Origin of the sequence: Crocosphaera sp. UHCC 0190, assembly GCF_034932065.1 — a bacterium.
GTDB lineage: Bacteria > Cyanobacteriota > Cyanobacteriia > Cyanobacteriales > Microcystaceae > UHCC-0190.
This window is the reverse complement of the sequence record NZ_JAYGHP010000006.1, coordinates 180,719-202,307: the sequence shown is the minus strand read 5'-3', so window position 1 is coordinate 202,307 and position 21,589 is coordinate 180,719. Positions and strand designations below refer to the sequence as shown.

Below are 21,589 nucleotides of genomic sequence, written 5' to 3'. Positions count from 1 at the left end.
CATTGTCATCTTCAAAAACCTTACCAGCGATCGCTTAATTTTTGATAGCGACTTAGGGCAATTAAGGGAAAATAATGACGATATAAATGATAACGGATATAGAAATGACAAGGAAACCCTGTTCCTGTAAACTCCGCTTCTTCCCAAGTTCCCTCGGATGTTTGCGTTGTTAATAAATAGTCAATTCCTCGTTGAATAACATCCGTAGCAAAGGTTCCTAACCCTTCTCCCGCATCTAATAACCCAATAATGGCCCAAGCTGTCTGAGAAGCGGTACTGACCCCTTTACCTTTGAGGCTAGAATCATTATAACTCCAACAGGTTTCGCCCCAACCACCATCTTTATTTTGACAGCTAATTAACCAATTCACCCCTTTTTCTAGTTGGGAACGATGGTTATCCACTTCCATCACCGCTAAAGCTGATAATACCCCACTGGTGCCATAAAGATAATTAACCCCCCATCTACCGAACCAACTACCATCTTCTTCCTGTTCTTGGTATAAATAATTAAGGGCTTTTGTAACGCGATCGCTCGTCATTTTTAAACCACAAGATCCCACCATTTCGATTACTCTAGCAGTAACATCAGCCGTGTTAGGATCAATCATAGCCTTTAAATCCCCATAAGGGACTTCATTTAACCAATTTTGATCATTATCTACATCAAAAGCGGCCCAACCCCCAGGTTTACATTGCATAGTTTCTATCCATTGCAGACAGCGATCAATGGCGGCTTTTTTGCGGGCTTCATCGGGTAATTCTATCCCATTAAGGGCCATAACCACTACCCCTGAATCATCAATATCGGGATAGAAACGGTTAACAAATTCAAAGGCCCAACCTCCAGGTTTTCCTAACTTATTTTTAATCGCCCAATCTCCATAGTCTAGACATTGTTTATCTAATAACCAGTTTCCGGCTTTAACTAAGGAAAAATTATCTTTGGGTAGACCTGATTCCGTCAAAGCCCGTATTGCCCAAGCCGTATCCCATACCGGAGAGACACAAGCTTGTAAACGATAGGTTTCTTCTTCTTCTATAGAAAAGCGGTCAATTGCTTCAAATCCTCGTTGAACTGAAGGATCAGCTACATCATAGTTTAAGACACGAAAAGCAATTAAAGAGTTCAACATTGGGGGCATAATTCCACCCCAATCACCGCTTTCTTGTTGATGATTTAAGATCCAGCGTTCAGCCGCTTTTAAACTCTTTTTGCGGAAAGGAACTAAATCCACATTTTCTGCAAATTTAAACACTTTATCAAATAATAGAAAGATGTCACCCCAATTATCATTACGGGGTAAACTATAGGTTACATTTTCGATGCCTTCAGCGTATAATTCATTGAGATTAAAGATAGGATCAACTGAAAAAACAGGTTTATCATTAAAGACAATAATCAGGGGAACTGTACTTTCTCGCGCCCAACTTGCCATTTCATAGATAGTGAAGGGGAAGCTATCAGGAAATAGCATAATCCAAGAAGGAATAGACGGAATTCCCTGCCAATCATAACAACCAATTAAAGCTAAATGAAACTTAGTAAAAATGCGGGTTTTACTAATACCACCCTTACTAATAATAAACTCTTTAGCACGAATTAAGGCAGGATCATCTTGAGGGACTCCCAATAAACGCAAAGCCATGTAAGCTTCGACGGAGGTACTAATTTCCCCTCCGTCCCCATAGAAGAGTTCCCAGCCCCCATGTTCCCTCTGTTGACGACGTAAATAAGCTTCAACTTTATGCAGGGGACGAGTTTTGTCTGTTCCCCAAATTTTATGCACGAGGACGGTTTCAGCCGTGAGAGTTATGTTAGACTCTAATTCTGCCCACCAGTAACCATCAGGATATTGTAGAGAAAGTAAATAGTTTTGACTCGCGGTAATGCTATCGGTGAGGGTGGAAGGCTTAAGGTTTTGTCCTTGAGTAATTTTATCTTGGGTTTGCATTAATGATTCCGTTCGACTCCTTGGGTATCTTTATAGGTTAGCAAGGAAATGGGTGATGGTGATAGATTATGGGCAACTTATGATATTTTCTTCTGCCTTTAGGTCAATCAGGGGGAATTTGTCTTAATTGTTACAAAATTTGTCTGGTTTTTAGGGGCGCAAGCCTTGCGCCCTCATTATGATTCATTAACAGATTAAAGAACCTGATGGGTGTGGGAATGCTGTTTAACATTATCTTCTGTCTTAACAACATTAACCGCATTAAGTACCCGCTTTTTCTCCAAGGAAAAATTAAAGTCATTCTTGACAGTTCCCAGTGGAATTAGAGACTTTGCTTCGAGACGATTTTGATAAGTTCTCACAGCAGCAATAGTTCGCTCAGTAAAGTTATCACAAAACTGGGCATCTTCAGGAAATTCAGCAGGTTTTATCAAACTTTCATGACCTAAAACTTCCCCAAGAGATTTAGCACAAGCTAATTCATAGGACGTGGTAATTCCTTTGAAAATGGCTTCTAAAGCGGCAGAAGGAATGGGTTCAATGACCCGCACTTGATGAAACTCTCCCTCATCTTTCAAAAAGCAGGTGGCTAACCCAAAGACACAATAATCATCAGCAGAAACATCGGGGGCATTAGGCAGTAAACTAACAGTAGACATAAGCTGAGGTCAACTCTCTGAATTCATCATGATTTGAAGGGTTTAACCCGATCTTATCAGTGATCTGTAACCCCATATCCATGAATGAACTAACACAAGATAATAATTAACAATTGATATTTATCTATGATAAGAATAATGATGCAGAAATTTAAGGAAAATTTAAGGAAGATTTTACGGAATGGCCAAAGACCCATCTGTAGTCCCATTCAGAACACTAATTATCAAAAAAAATTTTCAAGACAGTTAAGTGAGTGACACATTTTGCACCATTAACAATCAAACTATTGAGTACAGTAATTTTAAGAAAGTGAGAAAGGCTGTCATGAACCAAAATGCCCTTGAGTATTTCCAGTCAAAAAGATCCCGCAACCCTGCCACCTCGTTACAGCAGAAGGACTGGTCTGCTATGAGGTTAATGTGTGAAAGTTCCACTGCTTCCCTTTCTAGTTTACAATTAAGAATCAAAATTAAAGAAAAAGCCCATCAAAAAGATTATCAAGGGGCCATTAGTTTACTCAACCAACTAATTAACCGTCAGCCAGACAGTGCGATTGATTATAATAATCGCGGGTTAATGTTCCTCAAAATGGGTCAGTATGGGGCGGCCATGGCCGATTTTAATGAAGCGATCGCCCTCAATCCTCGTTTAGATCGAGCCTATAATAATCGTGCTAACTGTTATGCAATTCAAGGTAATCTGATCAAGGCGATCAACGATTATGAAGCTGCTTTAGATATCAACCCTTATAATCAAAGAGTTTGGATTAACCAAGGCATTACCTTAAGGGAACTCAATGAATATGAATTAGCCATTGAAACCTTAGAAATTGCCTTAATTATGGGGGAGCAATATCAAGGGCGAATTTATGCCGAGCGAGGCTATACTTATTATGTTAGAGGAGACTGGAATTGTGCGATCGCTGATTATTACCGCGCCTTGTCCCACTTACCCAAAAGCGATCGCTATTATCAAAAAGTCGAAAAATGGTTAGAAAAAGTCCTACAACCCCTAAAATCTTAGAGCAATTTCCTGATAGTATATTGTATTGTATTCATTTTGTGTAGCAGATTGTAGTGGTTAAAACAATTTTAGTGGCCCTGGACTGCTCGACCACATCAGAGCCGGTCATCCAGGCCTTGGATGCGCTCTACATCCCATCCCACAGCAAAATAATCCTTGCCCATGTTTTGCCCTCATCTGATAATGAGGTGGAGAGTCATCCTGAACAGCCCCATCAATTGCAGTCCTTGAGATACCAACAGGTAGAACAACAACTTCAAGCCTATCAAGGTCAAGTATCAGGCAGTCAAATGGAAATTGTCAATGGTGATCCAGCAGAAGAAATTATCCGACTGGCCAATATTTATAACGCGGATCTGATTGTAATCGGGACTCGTGGCCTCCAAGGAGTCACACGGGTAATTGAAAGATCAGTGAGCGACCAAGTGGTAGCTGAGGCAACTTGTTCTGTTTTCGTGGTGAAATCTTAAAAATTCAGTGTATAACTGATTTGGCGGTTTACACTAAAAATAAGGTTAACCCATGGCAACTCCAGATGAGCCTCTGCATTAACCCTCACTGTTCTAATCCTGAGAATCAGGACACATCCCTCTTTTGTCAAAGCTGTGGCTCGGAGTTACTGCTTGAGGGACGCTATCGTGTATTAAAAGAATTAGGGGGCGGGGGATTTGGGAAAACTTATGAAGTCCAAGACAGTGATCCCACTCATTTTGGTGAAGGCCATCAGGCTGTTAAAGTCTTAAAAGTTCTCATTCATAATCACCCCAAGTATGTAGAACTATTTGAGCGAGAGGCCCAATTTTTAAGTCGTTTCAATCATCCAGGAATTCCGAAAGTAGAGCCGGATGCTCATTTTCTGTTTTATCTCAAAAATAGTAGCACCCCTCTCTACTGTTTGGTGATGGAGAAAATTGAAGGACTGAATCTCAATCAATACATTATGCAACGGGGAAAATGTATCTCCCAAAAAGTGGCGATTCAATGGCTGATGCAACTGTTACGGATTTTACAGGAGATTCATCGTCATAATTTTTTCCACCGAGATATTAAACCTTCCAATGTCATGCTCCGTTCTACCGGACAATTAGTCTTGATTGATTTTGGGACGGCCAGAGAAGTCACGGCAACCTATTTATCTAAACAATCTAGTGGTCAGGTGACAGGGCTGTTTTCGGCGGGATATAGCCCCCTGGAACAACTGAATGGTCAAGCCGTTCCTCAATCGGATTTTTTTGCCCTCGGACGTACCATGGTTTATCTGCTTGCGGGGAAACATCCCAGCGATTTTTATGATGCTCATGTGGATCAATTAAACTGGCGTGGGGCAGTTCCCGATTTAGCTCCTGAATTTGCGGATTTATTGGATCACATCATGGCCCGCTTACCCAATGAGCGGCCTCAATCAGCCGGAATTATTCTCAGCCAGTTAGAACAAATTTATCATCATCTCTACGGATCTGATAGTTTTCTCAATAATTTTCCCTCTCAGGATGTGATTAACGAGGGAGAAATTCCCACTCGTACGGCCCCCCCAACGGTTCCTCCCTTACCCCTACCCCCGAAACCGCAATCTCCCTCCTTTGCGGCTACTCAAGATGTCCTTGCTCCGAGTTTTGTGGCGCGTTGTCAAGCAGAATTAGCCGAATTAATTGGGCCAATGGCTTCGATTATTTGTCAAAAAACTTGGAAAAAAAATCCCAATGCTTCTGCGGATGAATTTGTTAAGGCCTTGGCGCAAAAAATACCTGATCCCCAAAAAGCTCAAGGGTTTCAACAAAAATTGTTGAGTTAAGAGAGTTCTAAGACATTTTGTAAAATGGCTCGATCTTCTGGTTTAGCGGAAAATCTTCCATTCTCTAAGTCTCGAATCCAACTTTGGCTTTTACCTATTTTTTCCGCTAAAGCTCTTTGACTTAACCCTTTGCTTTGTCTCGCGGCGAGAATTTCCTCGGCGGATAATTCGGGTGATTTTTTAACACGAGTTTTGCGATTACTTTTGCGTTGTTTTTTCTGCTCAAATTTTGCCAGTTGTTCTTCCCATTCCGCAGGGAGTTCAAAGTTTAAAATTCTGGCTTTCATTAACCAATTCCATTTACCCCTCGGCCCTGCATCCGTTAAGCGATGTTCTTGAGAGCCATCATTAATCCAAAATTCCAGGGCTTCCTCGGCATCATCAGGAAGTTCGGCTAATTTTACCCAGAGGGGTTGAATGGTTGATGGATAAGAAACGGGGTCAAAAACGGCTTTGATCCCATAATGATTTAATACTTCTAAATCACTTTCAAAGGCGCGTAATAGCCGTTTACGTTGCTCTCGTTGAATGTCTGCTTGGGCCATCTTCTCTTGCCCGTAGGCAACTCGCATGAGGGTGGGAACGGTAATACATTGTTTTCTGCCCATTTTACTTTTGAAGAGCAACCACAACATGATCCTTACAGCCCCTTGATGTTGTTGCCAAATACTCATGACGGTATTTAAGACAAAGTGGGGTAAGGAACCATATTGATAGAAGGCAATGCGTTGACTGTAAGCTTGTTTATTTAAGAAGTATTGGGCCCAAATTCCGGCTTTTAAGGTAAAGGTTAAACCTGTCAGATGTTGGCAACCGGAATCATCGGTTTGAAAATGATGTTTAATGTCTAATAAGTGCCAAAGGGGACTTTCAGGAACAGTAAATCCTTTAACTTTTCCTTGCTGTGGCCAGTCTATCGCAGCTAGTAATTGACAGGGTTGTTGCACTAAAGTCTTAATTAGGGTCAGTTTGCTGGCTTTACTTAAATCTTTACGTTTATCTAAGCCTAAATATCCCTCGATTTGTTGATCGCTAATGATAAATTCTTCTTCCCAAGGTTTCTCTAATGTGGTAGCATAAGCGGCAAATAAAAGATGCAAACAAGCGGCTCTAATATCAATTAATTCTAGTTTAGATGGGTCGGATAAATATTCAATTGTTTGGCATGAAAAATCTAAAGTATCATTTAAGCGAAAGACAATTTTACCTCTCCCTTGTTTGACAGATCGCTCATAATATAGGTATCCCTGGCTGTCTTTTTCCCAAGGCAAAGCAGTAGCACGGGTTAAAACACTACAGCCTTCCCAGATCACCATTGATGAGGCAAATGGGGTACTTTTTCCATTAATAAATAGTTCGGGAGATGTAGAGACTCTGGCTACAGTTTTATATCGTCCTTTTTTCGCTTGTGTTGGACTAGGACTGCTAATGGGACATTGAATAACACACTGGGGTTCTGCATAATAACCTTCGCAATTATTACAGAGTGTTTGATCGATCCAATATTCACCATTATCTGTCTTAATGGCATTAGTCGGACAGTCGATTTGACAGCTTTCACAGACGGAACAACTATCAGAAATTGTATAGGACATGGCACTTTATGGAGGAGGGCGACAAATCAATCAAGAAACTACCATGCTATTAATTCGCTTGCTTAAATATTAACCTTGCGAACATACCATGATGAGAGGATCTTGATCATCAGAATTCATTGACTTATCACTCACACAACAGGGATTTGATTCTGACTTAAATTAGTCAGTTTATTAGATAGAGAAACTTCTGATTCACAAGTCACTAACTAAACATTACATTTTTTTAGGTCGTCAACACTTCTCACAGCCTTCATAGTATTTAATTCTTGTGTTTATAATCTGTTTATAATGAACATTTTACTAGACCTGTGTCTTTATACTTTTTGGGGATGCTTCCTTATTTCTCTAGAATAATTATCCTAATTTCGCAATCATTAATGAGTTTTATGAATAATACCAAGACTGATATTTCTGTACTTTTTGTCAGGAGCAATTTCTCTAAAGCTTATTGTCAAAGGATTTCAGGTGAGAATGAGTCAGAAAAAAAGCCAAGGGCAAGCTATCGTCTACTAACAAGTTTAGCTCAAATTTACGGATGGAGAGCCATAGAACCAATCGTTATGGGGTTTTGGTCACAATAAAAACTTTATCTTTGCTTGGGAGTATTAGGGCTGATTTGTAAATTAAATTGAAGTTAATTGATGAAATTGTAATCTTTACTTAATGGCACTGATCAAGACTAGACAATTACTTTAGCTATTCGTTATGATTCATGGTGAGCATTATCAGGTATTGAGTCTCTCTCATTATGTATAGTTTTATCACAATGATTAAAAAATTACTGAGCAACCAGACAGAAAAGGGCTGTGATCATCGAAAATAAAAGAATGATTTTACCTGCTGCTATTATTTTAGACCCCTTACTTGTTAGTTGGTTACAAGAAGATATTGGTCGCGGCGATCGCACTACTGACGGATTATTGCTGTCAGATTTGGGATCGGGAGAATGGATCGCTAAAGCATCGGGGGCGATCGCCGGTTTACCTGTCGCTGCTAGGGTATTTCAATTATTAAATCCTGGTGTTACTTTTACCCCTGTGGTAAAAGAAGGGGAAACTGTCCAAGCTGGCCAGGTTATTGCTAAGATTGAGGGGCCATTAGATGCCTTATTGACTGGGGAGAGAGTCGCCTTAAATTTAGGAATGCGACTGAGTGGTATTGCAACTATGACGCGGCAATATGTGAATACGATTGCCGATTTACCCACCCAGTTAGTGGATACCCGTAAAACCACCCCAGGTTTAAGGATACTAGAAAAATATGCAACTTCGGTCGGGGGTGCGATTAATCATCGCATGGGGTTAGATGATGGGGCCATGATTAAAGATAATCATATCAAAGCGGCGGGCAGTATTCAAGAGGCCATTAAACGGGTTCGTAAAACGATTCCTTACCCCTTAACTATTGAAGTGGAAACCAGTAATCTTCAAGAAGTAGCAGAAGCTCTAAAATATGGGGCAGATATTATCATGTTAGATAACATGAAAGTCGATTTAATGAAACAAGCTGTTTCGATAATTAGAAATGATAATGAATGGGTCAAAATTGAAGCATCAGGGAATATTACCTTAGAAACCATCAGAGAAGTAGCAGAAACAGGGGTTGATTATATTTCCAGTAGTGCAACCATTACGCGATCACCTTGGTTAGATTTAAGTATGAGAATTCATTAATTATAGAATTTATCTTGATTCTAAAGTTGCTACCATCTTAACCCCAAAAAGTTCTTCAAAGACAACTTTTTTATAACTTAAATTCCATAATTCTAAGGCACAATCATCATTAGGATAGGCAGGAATTAAATGTAAATGTAGCTTTTTATATTCTGGATCGTATTTACAATCAATACTTTGAATTGCTCCAATTTGTCGCCGATCTAAAGCTACTGCTAACCGTAAAATGGCACTGAGTTGTTTAACTTGTTTACGATAATTATCCGGTAATTTACTATAGTCTTCATGTTTTTTCTTAGGGGAACTTTTACGATGATAACGAGCAATATTAGCTATGGTTTCGATTTCTACTTCCGTAAACCCTAATAATTCTGCATTGCGAATTAAATAATAGGAATGTTTATGATGAGATGAATGACTAATATAAATACCGCAATTATGCAAGATTGCTGCTGACCATAATAATTCCCGTTCAATTTTTCCCCAATTATGAAATATGCCAAATAATTGATCAAATAAACTAATAGCAAAATCAGCCACCCGTTCCCCATGAGGAAGATCAACTTGATATTTACGAGCAATTTTATAAACATTGCGTTGACGAACTTCTGCTTGAAAACTCAGGCGATTTTCAATTAACCCATGGGTTAACATCCAATCAACTATCATTCCCTCTCGCAAGGCCCTTTCACAAATTGTAATCTTTTCTAATTCTAACATTGTCATTGCTTCTAAAAGAATGACTGCACCAGCTAAAATAATTTCGGCCCGTTTTTCAGACATTCCTGGAATATTGATCCGTTCTTCATAAGACAAAGAAGCAAATTTTTTCACCAAATCTTTGAGGTCTTGATGACTGATATAATACCCTTGTAAGGGACTAGGAATCTCATTTAAGGTTTGGGCCGCATGAATTGTTACTAAAGTTTCAATGGTGCCTGACGTACCGACTAATTTGGGTATTTCATTGTCATTTAGTTTGCTGCGTAACTCATCAATGGGACGTTCTAACATTCCCCGTACATAGGCCTGTAAATTAAGAAATTCTGCCTCATTAATGGGGTCAGTTGTCACAAATTCTGCGGTTAAACGAACTGCACCGACTTTGGTACTACTTAAACAACGGGGTTCGTGGGAGTCTGCTAAGATAATTTCTGTGGAACCGCCCCCAATATCAATAATAACGTGGGGTTGTTCGTTAAAATCCATTCCTGATAAGACCCCTAAATAGATGCGACGGGCCTCTTCATATCCTGAAATTAAGTTAACGATAATACCAACTTCTGCCTGAACTTTCCAGATAAAGTCTAACCCATTGGGGGCTTCTCTGGTGGCACTGGTGGCGGCGGCAATGATATGATCAACATTGAGGCTGGTAGCTAGGTCTTTACAGCGTTTTAGAGAGGCGATCGCCCGTTCTATTGCTTCTTCGGTCAAATTTCCGGTTTTGATGTCCCGTTCCCCTAGCCTCACTGTATCCTTTTCCCGTGACACAATGGTAAAAGCGGGCAGGGTTTTGTCAATTTCCACGATGACCATGTGAATTGAGTTCGTACCAATATCAATGGCCGCTAAGGTGCAGGTATTAGGGGAAACCGCGCTTTCTCGTTTAACCTCGCTGGTTTGCATTGGGTCAAGTAACTCCACCATCACTGATCAGTCCGTAGCCTATAGTCCCATAGAGACGGATTTACTGGGGAATTCTGTTCATTTATCTTAACTTTTTAGATTCCTGAAGATCAGGGTTGAATTTTATGGCGATCACTGCCACCGGTGAACCTGCGTTTTAACACACACACCTGGCCCATCCTAAATTACAGAGTACCAAAAAAATGCAAATTTGTCAACCTGTTAGTTTAAACAACTTTTTAAGGGTTTTAATTTATCCATTAATTGTCTTATTTTTCGGGATTTAATTTGATGATAAATTTTCTACTTTTTTCTATGTTTTGACACTTATTTCTACTTATTAAGTTTAATTTTCTCCATAAATTCCTGGAATTGCTTGAATCATTCCCTTTTCTTTGGGACTGACATCACTAAAACAATTCAGTAAATTGATAGCAGACAGCCCAAAAGTGGGCAAAATGAAAAACCAAAAAACCTAGTGTGGAGTGATAAAATAATCATGAAAAATGTTGTTATTTGCTTATTAAGCTTAACTACTCTTGGCGTTTTAACTGTTCCTGCGATGGCTGATCAAGCAATTATCCAAGACTCAGGAAACTACATTATTCAAGACGGCGAAGGACATCAAGGGATACAACAAAGTACCCAAATTCATCGAGGAACTTATCACAAAAAACCCTCCGATGTAGATGATAATTATGGCTCTGTTCAAACAACGGTTCAAGATGCTATTCAAAGTGGACGTAATAGCCGTTTTCGACAAACCACAATTCAACGGAACGAAATCAGAAGCAACTACAAAAAATAAGGGTCAATAGATTCTTTATTCTCTATCGCTGTGCTGAACTAAAAAAGGACAGGGCCAATGGTGAGTTTGACGACTTCCACCACCCTAATTTTCACCTGTCCCTTTCTGCTTTTTTTACCTTTTCCCAGTATAGCACAGGAAATAATTGATTAATTTCCTGTGTTTTATTGTTTATCAGGAGGGCAAACAATGCACTGGAAAGCCTCCACTGGATGAATCAAATGCTTAATTTACTCAGTATTTGAGAATTCATATTTTCACTGTTTTTAGAGGAGTGTTCACAATGAAGTTAATGGTATTTTTTGGGAATTTACTATTATATTTTCTCGTCTTTGAATCTTGGTTAATAGAGTCAGCAAAGGCCCAATGTGTTCAAGGTGATGTTTCGATACAATATAACATCAGTGGATCAAAAAAACCGACGCAACGGACTAATGATATTACCATGGAAAGTGAGCCAGGATGTCGGGGAAATTCTAGCATTACGACAGGGGTTCAAGGACATATTGGCCCTGGTACTGTTGAGCAAAACCGTAGTGTTCATCATGTTCAAAAAGGAAGTCGAGTAAACCCGACAGCCGTTAATAGTTCAACGGTACAAATTCGCTCCAATGTTCAGGTAGATGTTGATAATCCTGTAGATCGTTTTCCCTATAAATAGTTGTTTGAATGTGAGGTAAGATGATGCGGTTTAAAACCTTTGCTCTAGCTGTTTTTTCAACTGTATTTTTATTAATAATAATGTCAGGTGTACAGCAAAAAATTGAGATTACTGCTCAGGCTCAAAGCTCAATTCAATCAACTTCAATTGAGATCAATGCTAATGAGTTAAGTCAACCTCTTTGGCTAACAATTCGCACGTCAAATGAGGCTAATCTTCAAGGACAAATTAAACTCAATGGACAAGTAATTCAAGGGTTAAGTGGTCAAGGAAGTCAAGTGAATTTGTCTAATTATTTACGTCGAGGTGAACAAGAAATTGTTATCACTGGAAACTACTCTCCTGCTGATGCTTCAGTGATGATTGAATTGAATGGCAATAATACGCAGGTGAGTCAACAAACCAGTGGTAATGGTTTCCTGAATCAACAAATCAGAATTGGAGTTAGATAAACTTATGGTTAACAAGATTAGTCCGTTTTGCTTAGTAATTCTTACTTATTTTGGCTTGACTAATATGCCTATTTTTGCTCAAAATACTACCAGTCAAACTGGTAATTTAGAGGCAACAGTAAGTGGAGAAAATAACCAAGTCTACCAAACAATTAACCAGACAATTATTACTCATCCTGGGATGGGTTCTATTCGTCGTAATAGTAGTCAAGATAAAAACCATAAACGGGATATTCGATCTTCATCTCATCAACATTCTGAGGATAGAGAACATCCTCGGAAAAATCATCGTTAATATACAATCTGGTTTAAATAGATTATTATGTAGAGACGTTGTAGACAGCGTCTCTATAATATTTAATTATTTTAAGTCATGAGAGTTTATTTAAAAGATGATATCTTATTTATTCATCAAGAAGATTTACCTCCTTATAAAAAGGGGGGTTCTATGGTCAGAAATAGTTATTTTTGGGCGTTAAAATCTATTAGTTGTTATGCAAGAAAAGGATGTGATTGGGAATTCGACCAAGGGGTTTGGATAGCCCTATGTCGGATGCTTTTATCTTTTGCTCAATCGGGATATTTAGGAGATTCAGAAGTTATGTTAGAATTTGATCAAGACACCCCAATTCCTCCCTCTTTACGGTCAGTTTCAACTTGGTTATAAGAGTTAAGAAATTTGAGAATTTATTCATCATTAAGTCCTTAGCTTAATGCTTCTGATAAATAATCAGCAGTTGATTCTACCAAAGGGATAGTATGCTCATATAACATTCTAGTGGGACCAATAATCCCTACACTACCAACAGGGGTATCTCCTTGACAATAGTTAGCAGAAATCAAGGTACAAGGACGCATTGATTCTAAAGGATTTTCTGCTCCGATTCTAACACTAACTCGTTTATTTAAAATATCAGTTTCGGGGACATCAAAAATTAAGGGTAAGAGTTGATCTTTCTCTTCTTCTAAGAGATGAATTAACATCTGTACTTGTTGCAATTGAGAAAATTCGGGTTGTCGCAAAACTTCTGACACCCCATGAATCATAATCGGGGTAGACATTGAAGATTTCAAATATTTTTGTAACTGTTTTAATAGGGTTTTCAGAAAGTCGGTATATTCTAGAAATTCTTGATCTATTTTTTGCCAATCTAAATGAGTGAATTCTAATAGAGACTTACCTTTTAATTGATGATTTAGAAAGTTAGAAAGAATTTGTAGTTCCTCCGCTAACCAATCATCATTGTCTTTGACAAAAGCCGTAGGAAGATCAATTAAAATTGATTGAGTTTGATAACTATCCGTCACCACAATTAACATTACTTGTTTTTCTGATGCTTGGATTAACTGAAGATGACGTAATTGATGAGGAGAAGTTTGGGGTAAGGTAATTAAAGCAATATAACCGCTTAAATTTGCCAAGATTTGGGTTGCTCTTTGTAAAGCTGTTTCAAAATTATAGGTTTCCCACTTCAATTTTTGACTTAGTTGTCGTTCAATTTTTTGCCCAATTTTTTCATCTAGGGTCATTAAATTATCAACATAAATTCGATAACCACAATCTGAGGGAATACGTCCCGCAGAGGTATAAGGTTGATACAAAAATCCTGCTTTTTCGAGTTGTCCTAATGTATTACGAATTGTCGCCGAACTAACACTAAAATTGTATTCTTCAAGGAGGGTTTTTGATCCTACAGGTTCCGCGGTGACAATATAATGTTTAACCGTTGCCCGTAAAATGTTTTGATAACGTTTATTTAAAGAAGTTGGAACCATCATGCTCAGATTAAGGGGTAAATTATTCAAAAAATGTCTGGGTTAATTAAAATTTTTCTGCTAGTATAACTCCAATTAACCAAGCAGGAGAAGCCTTTCAAAAGATTTCCAGCATCCGAATCAATGCTCAGGGATTAATATTGAGGAATACTGCTATCAACTCGCAAAGAATAAGCCGCAATGCCTCCTCTTATATTTTTAACATTACTAAAGCCATTGTTGAGTAACCAAAGACACATTTGAGCAGATCGCATTCCATGATGACAGATCACAAAGGTCTCTTTATTGGGATCAAAACGGCTGTCAATTTCTTCTGACCATTGAGCAAATTGACTAAGAGGAAGTACCTCAAAACCTTCGATATAGGCGATTGCAACTTCTTCGGGTTCTCGCACATCTATTAATTGTAACCCAGTCCCGTCATTAGCTAAACGGGTAGAGAGTTCTTCAACAGTAATAACTGGAAGGGATTGATCTTGATACATAATTTTACAACCAGGAAAATGAATTATTAGAATATACCTTAACAGATTATTAAGTTTAAATCTTTTCCAGAATCTTCTCTCGGTTTCGGACACAGAATGTCACAATGAATAATGGTAGTTAGTCATTCCCTACAGGTAACAGTGAAGTTTCGTCCTTTTTTCATCACCCTCACCCTTAGCGTTATTCTGCTTCTCTCCCTTGCGGGTGGGAGTCTCTCTTGGATCTTGAGGGAAAGTCCCCTAAACTTGTTACAGGGAGGGGTTACAAAAGAACCCACGGCAGCCATTTTTGTGCCGAAACAAGCCCCTGTCATGGTATCTTTGTTAGTGAATCCTGATCGCTTAGATTCTCTCGCTCGATTGATCGCTTCTCCTCAAAATCGACGGCGATCGCATCAAGAATTATTAACCCTAGAAAAAACGCTCTTAGCAAAAACAGGATTAGATTATCAAACTCAAATTCAACCCTGGTTAGGGGAAGAAATTACCCTCGCGGTGACTTCTTTGGACTTCGATCATGATCCTGATAATGGAGTTAAACCAGGATATTTATTAGCAGTTTCTACTAAAGATCAACAATTAGCTAAAGAATTCCTGCAAACCGCCTATTCTAAGGAAGCGATCGCGGGAACATCTGACTTGATTTTTGAATCCTATAAAGGGGTTAATTTAATCAACCAACGTAACCCTAACCTGACCCAAAATACGCCCTTATCTGCGAGTTCTGTGGTAGGAAATATGGTACTTTTTGCTAATGATCCTGCTGTCCTAAGGCAAGCGATTAATAATGTTCAGGTTCCTGATTTAAACTTAAAAAATGCAACGGGTTATCAAGATGCTTTAAAGACAATTACTGATCCCAAAATTGGGTTGGTATATACTAACTTTCCGGCCCTTTCTGCTTGGTTAGCTAATTTACCTATTCCTGAATTACCAGAAATCACTCAAACCCTAACTATTGCCTTTTCCATCAAATCTGAGGGGTTAGTGGCCCAAACTGCCTTAATTGGAGTCTCAGGAGAAAGGGATCGTCTCCCTGCTTTATCGGCCCCAGTGGGAGCATTAGCTTATCTTCCAGCTACGACTTTATTAACAGCAACGGGAACAGACTTAAATCAATTATGGCAGCAAATTGAAACAGGATTAGATATTGATAGTCCCTTACAACAGGTCTTAAATCGTTCAATAAGCTATCTCCAAGAACCTTTAGGATTGAATTTAACTAAAGATGTGTTTCCTTGGGTGCAAGGGGAATTTAGTTTAGGCTTAGTGCCTGATCATGATGGGGGTGAACCGGATTGGATTTTTGTGGCTCAAAAAGTTCCTGATGTCGATATCAATGAGGTGTTAAAACAATTTGATGAATTGGCAGAAAGTAAGGGTTATAGTGCGGGTAATTTATCTTTGTCAGGGCAGACAGTTACGGTTTGGACAAAGCTAAGAACGGCAGTTAAAACTGATAAAAATAGTTTAGCCCGTTTGGAAGCACAAGTTAGCGGTGTTTATGGAGAAATTGATGATTATGTCATCTTTTCTACCTCAGTAGAAGCCATGTCTCAGGCAATTTCTTCTGATTCTCTAAAGTTAGTTAATACGGAAGAATTTCAGAACATTATTGCAGGATTATCCCCAGAAAATGACGGTTATTTCTATGTAAATTGGCAGGAAAGTGAGCCAATTTTAACGAAGAAGTTACCCATTGCGCGAGTTGTAGAATTTGGGGTTAAACCTTTATTAAAAAATCTCCGATCTTTTACCTTAAGTAGTGAAGGCAGCGAACAAGGAATTCGTCGTGCAACTATTTTCTTTAATGTTGGGGTTTAATGACAGATAATAAGTAGTCGGACATAAATAAACGTAGAGCGAGGCACTGCCAACCAAAAGACTAAAACTCTTATCTAGAAGCTATCTTAGGCAGTGCATCGGCCTACAAGTTTTGTTCGTTTTTAGATAGGTTTACTCCCAACACGAGTCCAAGTAGAATAGGCAAACTGATAAGCTTTAATATTGATGAAGCCTGTTTCTTGAAGTAATTTATCTGGGTCAATTTTGAGCCATTGCTCTTTATAGGGTTCAAAAAAGCCTCTGTATGAATACAAGTCGCCAGGGAGTGAATCTGTGACGACAAGCAAACCACCTGGAGAGAGAATGCGCCAGCATTCCGCTAGGATTAATTGCTTAATTTCATCAGGACATTCATGGAGAAGATAAGTCATATTGATCCCATCAACTGAATTATCTGGCAAGTCAGTTTTTTCTACTAAACCATGTTTCCAATGTAGATTGGGAATATCCTTTTGTTGAAGGCGGCCGACAATAATCATGAAAGGAGAAACCTCCCAAGCCGTTACCGTAGCATTCGGAAGACGACGAGCAATAGCTGCTCCATCATCTGAAACTCCTGCTCCCAAGTCTAAAATATGGCGAGCATTTTCAGGAAATAATTGGGCGATTTCTTCTCTTACTCCCAATGATTTTTGTGGATGGGCATTTTCTAAAACCGCTTCCATTGCAACTCGATTACCAACTGCGGCAATTTCTGACAACCATCCTCCTAAAACACTATGAAAAGGCTGACAGTAATATTGAGGATATTCAATGGGTTGAAAAGTTGCTAATTCTGATTCCCAATCAATGTTTCCTAAATCTGGTGCTTCCTGAAAGGGCATTCTTGTCATGACTCGCATCATGCCATCTTTGGGGCCACAAGAGTTTAATTCAGCTTGAATCTGTTTTCTTTGTTTGTCGAGATCTAAATTTGTCCAACGAGGATTAGGTTGTGCGGCTAAATCGGTCAAAACTTTATCAATAGTAGTTGCTGCAATTTCCATAATTGTCCTTGAGGGTAAATTTTTGCACCCTGGTATTATAAGGGAGAACATCGCTACCAGGGCTAAGCTCCCTTAAACCATATTAAACGTTATTAGAGCGATTAACTTGAGAGTCAAAAATGATTTATTTTTCCTTAACTCCAGAACCAGAAATTTTTGTTAAGTAAGAATGATTTTCCCTAAACAAAATGCAAAAATTGCCGTACATAAATGTTGAAAAAGTAAGTATCGAAAAGGCAGTTTAGCGATTTTTTGCGTCAAAACAATCGACAAAAGCACACCAAAAATTAAAAGGGTGGATTGTAAGAAAGCAATTACCGCAGGATGGGCAACAAAAATAGGCAACCCTTCTCCTGAAAACCCAAAGTTAGCTAAGGTTAAGGGTAAAATTCTGCCCGCTTCCCCTAGTCCCATTTGTAAATAATAAGCCAAATTTCCCGCTAAGACTAAGGGCAAATAGCCATAGGCTAATTCCTTAAAAGAGCGAATTTTGAGGTTTGATTGAAACTTCACGAAAACTCTCATCATTTGATGGATTATTACAGGGAATAGGACAGGCAGACTCAAGGCCAGAACCGCCATGGCCAAATGTATCCCAAATCGATTTAAATCCCCAGAAATTCCCAATTGAGCTTGCACCTGGGGTAAACGATGTAAAAAAATAGCATCTAATAAAAGAAACAGCAAAGCAACTTCATGAGTTCGAGGAACATGGGTTGTCCATAATTCAATTCCAGGAGGGCGTAAATTCAACTCCACAGAACGATGAGGACAGGCTTTTAAACAGGTCATACATAACACACAATCTCGATTTTCTACAAGTTGGGCCGGATGGGAATATAAGGGGCAACCCTCCGTTTCTAAGCCTTCTCCTTTTTGCGGGCCGCCTTTATAACATTGATAGGTGCTACACTCGGCAGAACAAGTTCCCTGTTGCGCTCGTAATTCTGTCATTGACAGTTTGGCAAACAGTCCATTCATGCCACCAATCGGGCATAAATAACGACACCAAAAGCGGCGTTCAAAAATAGTTGAACAAATCATCGCTCCTGCGGTAATCAAAAGCAACAAACAAGAAGAAAGATAGGCGGTATTTTTTAAATCCCAGAGTTCTTCCCACAAGAGAATTAAGGTAAATAAACCCCATAAAAACCAACCACCGGATTTTTCAGCCGCTTGACGGGGCCATTTTTGGAGTTGTCGCGGAAATAACCAAAGGGAGATTTTTTGAGTAACTTCTCCATAAATCATAAAGGGACAAACAGCACACCAAAGCCGTCCCACAAAGGGAAATCCAATTAATACCAGGGGCCACCACCAGGCCCAAAAAAGATTTAAAGCAAAGTTTTGCTCTCGCGTTTGCGGCCCGACAAAGAGGATAATATTGACCGCAGCAAAGACAGTCAGGGTAAAACCATAATTTAGGCGTTCAGGATACCATTCACTCCGCAAAAAGTGACGCAAACTAGGATAGGCATTGAGAAGATTGAAGCGAAATTGCTGTTTTTTGCTTTGGGATGGCCAGATAATTTCTTCGGTAATCTCTGGATACCCTTGTAACTGTACAATCGCCCGTTGAATGAGATTTTCGAGTTCTCTTAAGTTATTGGGAAAATCATAAGCTTGCAGCCTCCGTAATGCTTCATCACTCAGACTTACTTTGGCAATGCCCCTCCCCCGACAAATTAAACTAATGTAGTAATTAACTGAGTCCTCGATGTCGGTTTTGCGGACTCGCAGGGGGGGAACTTTAATAATATTTTTCACCAGTCCATCAATGCTGGGGAGCTTTTTCTCAGAAATGATGATGATTCGCGCCTGACTCGTTTTGCGAGTCCCTTGAGCCTCTCCTTGGCGGCTGACAGGTTGATAGGTTCCCGTGGAGAGTAATTCGGCAATGGATTTTAATAATTCTGGTGTCAGTTCTTGAAGATTGGTTAAAATAATCGTTCCTTCCCCTAATGCTTCGAGCAAGCTTAATTTTCCTCCTGTTCGTCCGAATAGCTCGGCACCACGCCCTTGCAATTGGGAACAATTGACTTGGATAATTGGCTCTCGACGGAAAGGGGAACTAAAATGGATTAAGGCCGCCAGATTGTCTTTTTGTAAGCCCGCTTCGCCAAAAATCAACACAGGTTGGCGATTATCTGCCATACATTGAATCTGGGAGCGCAATTTAACAGCATAGCGACTTTTGCCAATCACCCCCCGCTTCACTTTGGGGACTAAATAGGGACGTAAAATGGTCTGTCGTTCCTGTTCAAAACTCAAGGCAGCAGACAATTGTTCTACCTCTTTCGCCAATTGTTGGGAGAAAGCTTGAGTGATGTCTGGATATTGCTCCAGCAATGATTTAAAATCGGGGGTGGCAATCCACCATAATTCGCACTCAGTCAGTGTTTTGAGGGTTTCTGATGCGGATTGCTCTAAAATTAAGGCTCTCAAGTTAATCACTTTCCCTGGGAGTAAGCCAACCTCTGGTCTGACTTTGCCGTAACTTTGAATCCGTCCAGATTTGAGAATATATAGTCCTTCGGGGGAAGTTCCTTCTACCGCTAGGGTTTGTGAAGCTTCAATGGTAATTAATTTCATCTGAAGCGCGATCGCCTCTAGCACCTCTGTACTCAATAAAGCCAGGGTGGTGCGTTCTTTTAGCCAGGTAATCAAATCGGAAGCAGCCATCGCCAATATTTTTTGAATTTGCTTTAATTCTATTGTTGAGAACTAAAGATCAAGTCATCAAGATTCTTTAGTGACTATCATAGCCTTTATTGTCACATTTTTCCCCAATCGCTAATTCAATCATGATAATTATCTTACTTGTTAAGAATGTCTGCAAAATAAATCAATAATTAACGTCACTTGTTACAATTAATAAATCACAAAAATAACTATCTTAATGACCGATGGTAGTCACTCCTTCTCAATCATTATCTTTAACAGAAATTGCTCAAAAAACCCGTGAAGCTGCCCGTCAATTGGGCCTACTTTCAACAAGCGATCGCAACCAAGCCATAGAAGCGATCGCCCAAGCTTTAGAAAGCAATTATCAGGAAATTATTCAAGCCAATGAAACTGACTGTCAAGCCGCAGAAACCGCCGGGATTCCTAAACCTTTGTATAACCGTTTAAAACTCGGTAAAACTAAACTAAACGCCACGATAAAAGGGGTTAGAGATGTTATCAAATTAACTGATCCTCTGGGTAGTATTTCCCTGCACAGAGAATTAGATGAGGGTTTGATTTTAAAACGGATAAGCTGCCCTTTAGGAGTCTTAGGAATTATTTTTGAAGCCCGTCCCGAAGCTTTAATTCAGATTACCAGTTTAGCGATAAAATCGGGGAACGGGGTCATATTAAAAGGCGGTAAAGAGGCAATTAATTCTTGTCAAACTTTAGTTAAGGTGATTCGAGAAGCTTTAAGTAATACTAAAATTAATCCTGATGCAGTACAATTATTAACCACCCGTGAAGAAATTCATAGCCTTTTAAAATTAGATGATTATGTAGATCTAATTATCCCCAGAGGATCAAATGAATTTGTTGAATTTATTCAAGAAAATACTAATATTCCCGTGTTAGGTCATGCGGATGGAATTTGTCACTTATATATCGATAAAAAAGCCGAATTAGAAAAGGCAATTTCTATCACAGTTGATTCTAAAACTCAATATCCTGCTGCTTGTAATGCTATAGAAACCCTATTAGTGCATCAAGATATTGCCCCAGAATTTTTACCACAAATAGCCAAAGCTTTGGCAACCCACCAAGTCGAATTAAGAGGAGATCAACTCACTCTAAAATATCTTAATATTACACCCGCAACGGAAGAAGACTGGAAAACAGAGTATAGTGATTTAATCTTATCAATTAAGATAGTAGACTCCTTAGAAAAAGCTATTAATCACATCAATATTTATGGTTCAAAACATACCGATGCTATTGTGACTGAAGATAGTAATAATGCTCAAATATTCATGAACCAAATTGATGCTGCGGGAGTCTATCATAACTGTTCAACCCGTTTTGCTGATGGGTTTCGTTATGGGTTTGGGGCCGAGGTAGGAATTAGTACCCAAAAAATGCCCCCAAGAGGCCCTGTCGGATTAGAAGGGTTGGTGACTTATAAGTATAAAATAACAGGAAATGGTCACATTGCAGCCACTTATTCCGGTGAAAATGCCAAATCCTTTACTCATAAAGATTTACCATTATAATAAGGGTTAAACTTCTGTTTGAGGAGATA

Annotated in this window: 19 protein-coding genes; 11 read left to right on the top strand and 8 right to left on the bottom strand. The window is 39.2% G+C overall.

Features of this window, described 5'->3' with window-relative positions; translation table 11 throughout:
* Positions 1–20: 20 nt before the first annotated feature.
* Positions 21–1,955 (bottom strand): squalene--hopene cyclase, encoded by a 1,935-nt coding sequence (shc, locus tag VB715_RS11375; protein ID WP_323301318.1) that lies wholly within the window; start codon positions 1,953–1,955, stop codon positions 21–23.
* A gap of 194 nt (positions 1,956–2,149) precedes the next feature.
* The gene (locus VB715_RS11370) at positions 2,150–2,614 is read right to left on the bottom strand and encodes a hypothetical protein (RefSeq protein ID WP_323301317.1); all 465 of its coding nucleotides are present in this window, start codon (positions 2,612–2,614) and stop codon (positions 2,150–2,152) included.
* 325 nt (positions 2,615–2,939) lie between these two features.
* Here VB715_RS11370 and VB715_RS11365 point away from each other — a divergent pair, with 325 nt between their 5' ends.
* The 3 genes from VB715_RS11365 to VB715_RS11355 all read left to right on the top strand — a co-directional run bounded on the left by VB715_RS11365 (position 2,940) and on the right by VB715_RS11355 (position 5,430).
* Entirely contained in the window at positions 2,940–3,638 is a 699-nt protein-coding gene (locus VB715_RS11365) for a tetratricopeptide repeat protein (protein ID WP_323301316.1), read from the top strand.
* Between the two features lie 53 nt (positions 3,639–3,691).
* Positions 3,692–4,108, top strand: coding sequence for a universal stress protein (locus tag VB715_RS11360; protein WP_323301315.1), 417 nt, complete (start codon positions 3,692–3,694; stop codon positions 4,106–4,108).
* A gap of 65 nt (positions 4,109–4,173) precedes the next feature.
* On the top strand, positions 4,174–5,430 hold the full coding sequence (locus VB715_RS11355; protein WP_323301314.1) for a serine/threonine-protein kinase: 1,257 nt from the start codon (positions 4,174–4,176) through the stop codon (positions 5,428–5,430).
* Here the strand turns inward: VB715_RS11355 and VB715_RS11350 are convergent.
* Positions 5,427–7,025: a helix-turn-helix domain-containing protein gene (locus VB715_RS11350; RefSeq protein ID WP_323301313.1), complete on the bottom strand. Its 1,599-nt coding sequence runs from the start codon at positions 7,023–7,025 to the stop codon at positions 5,427–5,429. The two genes, VB715_RS11355 and VB715_RS11350, sit on opposite strands and share 4 nt — an antisense overlap.
* Positions 7,026–7,855: 830 nt before the next feature.
* Here VB715_RS11350 and nadC point away from each other — a divergent pair.
* Complete coding sequence (gene nadC / locus VB715_RS11345) at positions 7,856–8,701, top strand: carboxylating nicotinate-nucleotide diphosphorylase (RefSeq protein ID WP_416336929.1); 846 nt, start codon at positions 7,856–7,858, stop codon at positions 8,699–8,701.
* Between the two features lie 9 nt (positions 8,702–8,710).
* Here nadC and VB715_RS11340 read toward each other — a convergent pair whose 3' ends face one another.
* Positions 8,711–10,330: a Ppx/GppA phosphatase family protein gene (locus VB715_RS11340; RefSeq protein ID WP_323301312.1), complete on the bottom strand. Its 1,620-nt coding sequence runs from the start codon at positions 10,328–10,330 to the stop codon at positions 8,711–8,713.
* A gap of 499 nt (positions 10,331–10,829) precedes the next feature.
* On the opposite strand from VB715_RS11340, the gene VB715_RS11335 reads away from it, so the two are divergent.
* From VB715_RS11335 to VB715_RS11315, 5 genes are all read left to right on the top strand, one after another.
* The gene (locus tag VB715_RS11335) at positions 10,830–11,138 is read left to right on the top strand and encodes a hypothetical protein (protein WP_323301311.1); all 309 of its coding nucleotides are present in this window, start codon (positions 10,830–10,832) and stop codon (positions 11,136–11,138) included.
* Positions 11,139–11,421: 283 nt separating this feature from the next.
* Complete coding sequence (locus VB715_RS11330) at positions 11,422–11,799, top strand: hypothetical protein (RefSeq protein ID WP_323301310.1); 378 nt, start codon at positions 11,422–11,424, stop codon at positions 11,797–11,799.
* A gap of 80 nt (positions 11,800–11,879) precedes the next feature.
* On the top strand, positions 11,880–12,251 hold the full coding sequence (locus VB715_RS11325; protein WP_323301309.1) for a hypothetical protein: 372 nt from the start codon (positions 11,880–11,882) through the stop codon (positions 12,249–12,251).
* Positions 12,252–12,255: 4 nt separating this feature from the next.
* Positions 12,256–12,546 carry a hypothetical protein gene (locus VB715_RS11320; RefSeq protein ID WP_323301308.1) on the top strand — a complete coding sequence of 97 codons (291 nt, stop codon included), beginning with the start codon at positions 12,256–12,258 and terminating at the stop codon, positions 12,544–12,546.
* Between the two features lie 78 nt (positions 12,547–12,624).
* Positions 12,625–12,918, top strand: coding sequence for a hypothetical protein (locus tag VB715_RS11315; RefSeq protein ID WP_323301307.1), 294 nt, complete (start codon positions 12,625–12,627; stop codon positions 12,916–12,918).
* 38 nt (positions 12,919–12,956) lie between these two features.
* On the opposite strand, the gene hrcA is transcribed toward VB715_RS11315, so the two are convergent.
* Both hrcA and VB715_RS11305 read right to left on the bottom strand, forming a co-directional pair.
* Positions 12,957–14,030 carry a heat-inducible transcriptional repressor HrcA gene (gene hrcA / locus VB715_RS11310; RefSeq protein WP_323301306.1) on the bottom strand — a complete coding sequence of 358 codons (1,074 nt, stop codon included), beginning with the start codon at positions 14,028–14,030 and terminating at the stop codon, positions 12,957–12,959.
* Positions 14,031–14,161: 131 nt separating this feature from the next.
* Positions 14,162–14,512 carry a rhodanese-like domain-containing protein gene (locus VB715_RS11305; protein ID WP_323301305.1) on the bottom strand — a complete coding sequence of 117 codons (351 nt, stop codon included), beginning with the start codon at positions 14,510–14,512 and terminating at the stop codon, positions 14,162–14,164.
* A gap of 141 nt (positions 14,513–14,653) precedes the next feature.
* On the opposite strand from VB715_RS11305, the gene VB715_RS11300 reads away from it, so the two are divergent.
* Positions 14,654–16,336 (top strand): DUF3352 domain-containing protein, encoded by a 1,683-nt coding sequence (locus VB715_RS11300; protein ID WP_323301350.1) that lies wholly within the window; start codon positions 14,654–14,656, stop codon positions 16,334–16,336.
* Positions 16,337–16,458: 122 nt separating this feature from the next.
* Here VB715_RS11300 and VB715_RS11295 read toward each other — a convergent pair whose 3' ends face one another.
* Both VB715_RS11295 and VB715_RS11290 read right to left on the bottom strand, forming a co-directional pair.
* Positions 16,459–17,343, bottom strand: a complete 885-nt coding sequence (locus VB715_RS11295; RefSeq protein WP_323301304.1) for a class I SAM-dependent methyltransferase — start codon at positions 17,341–17,343, stop codon at positions 16,459–16,461.
* Positions 17,344–17,502: 159 nt separating this feature from the next.
* The gene (locus tag VB715_RS11290) at positions 17,503–20,025 is read right to left on the bottom strand and encodes a sigma 54-interacting transcriptional regulator (RefSeq protein ID WP_323301303.1); all 2,523 of its coding nucleotides are present in this window, start codon (positions 20,023–20,025) and stop codon (positions 17,503–17,505) included.
* Positions 20,026–20,249: 224 nt separating this feature from the next.
* Between VB715_RS11290 and VB715_RS11285 the strand changes: the two genes are divergently transcribed.
* Positions 20,250–21,560 carry a glutamate-5-semialdehyde dehydrogenase gene (locus VB715_RS11285; RefSeq protein WP_323301302.1) on the top strand — a complete coding sequence of 437 codons (1,311 nt, stop codon included), beginning with the start codon at positions 20,250–20,252 and terminating at the stop codon, positions 21,558–21,560.
* Positions 21,561–21,589: the final 29 nt, after the last annotated feature.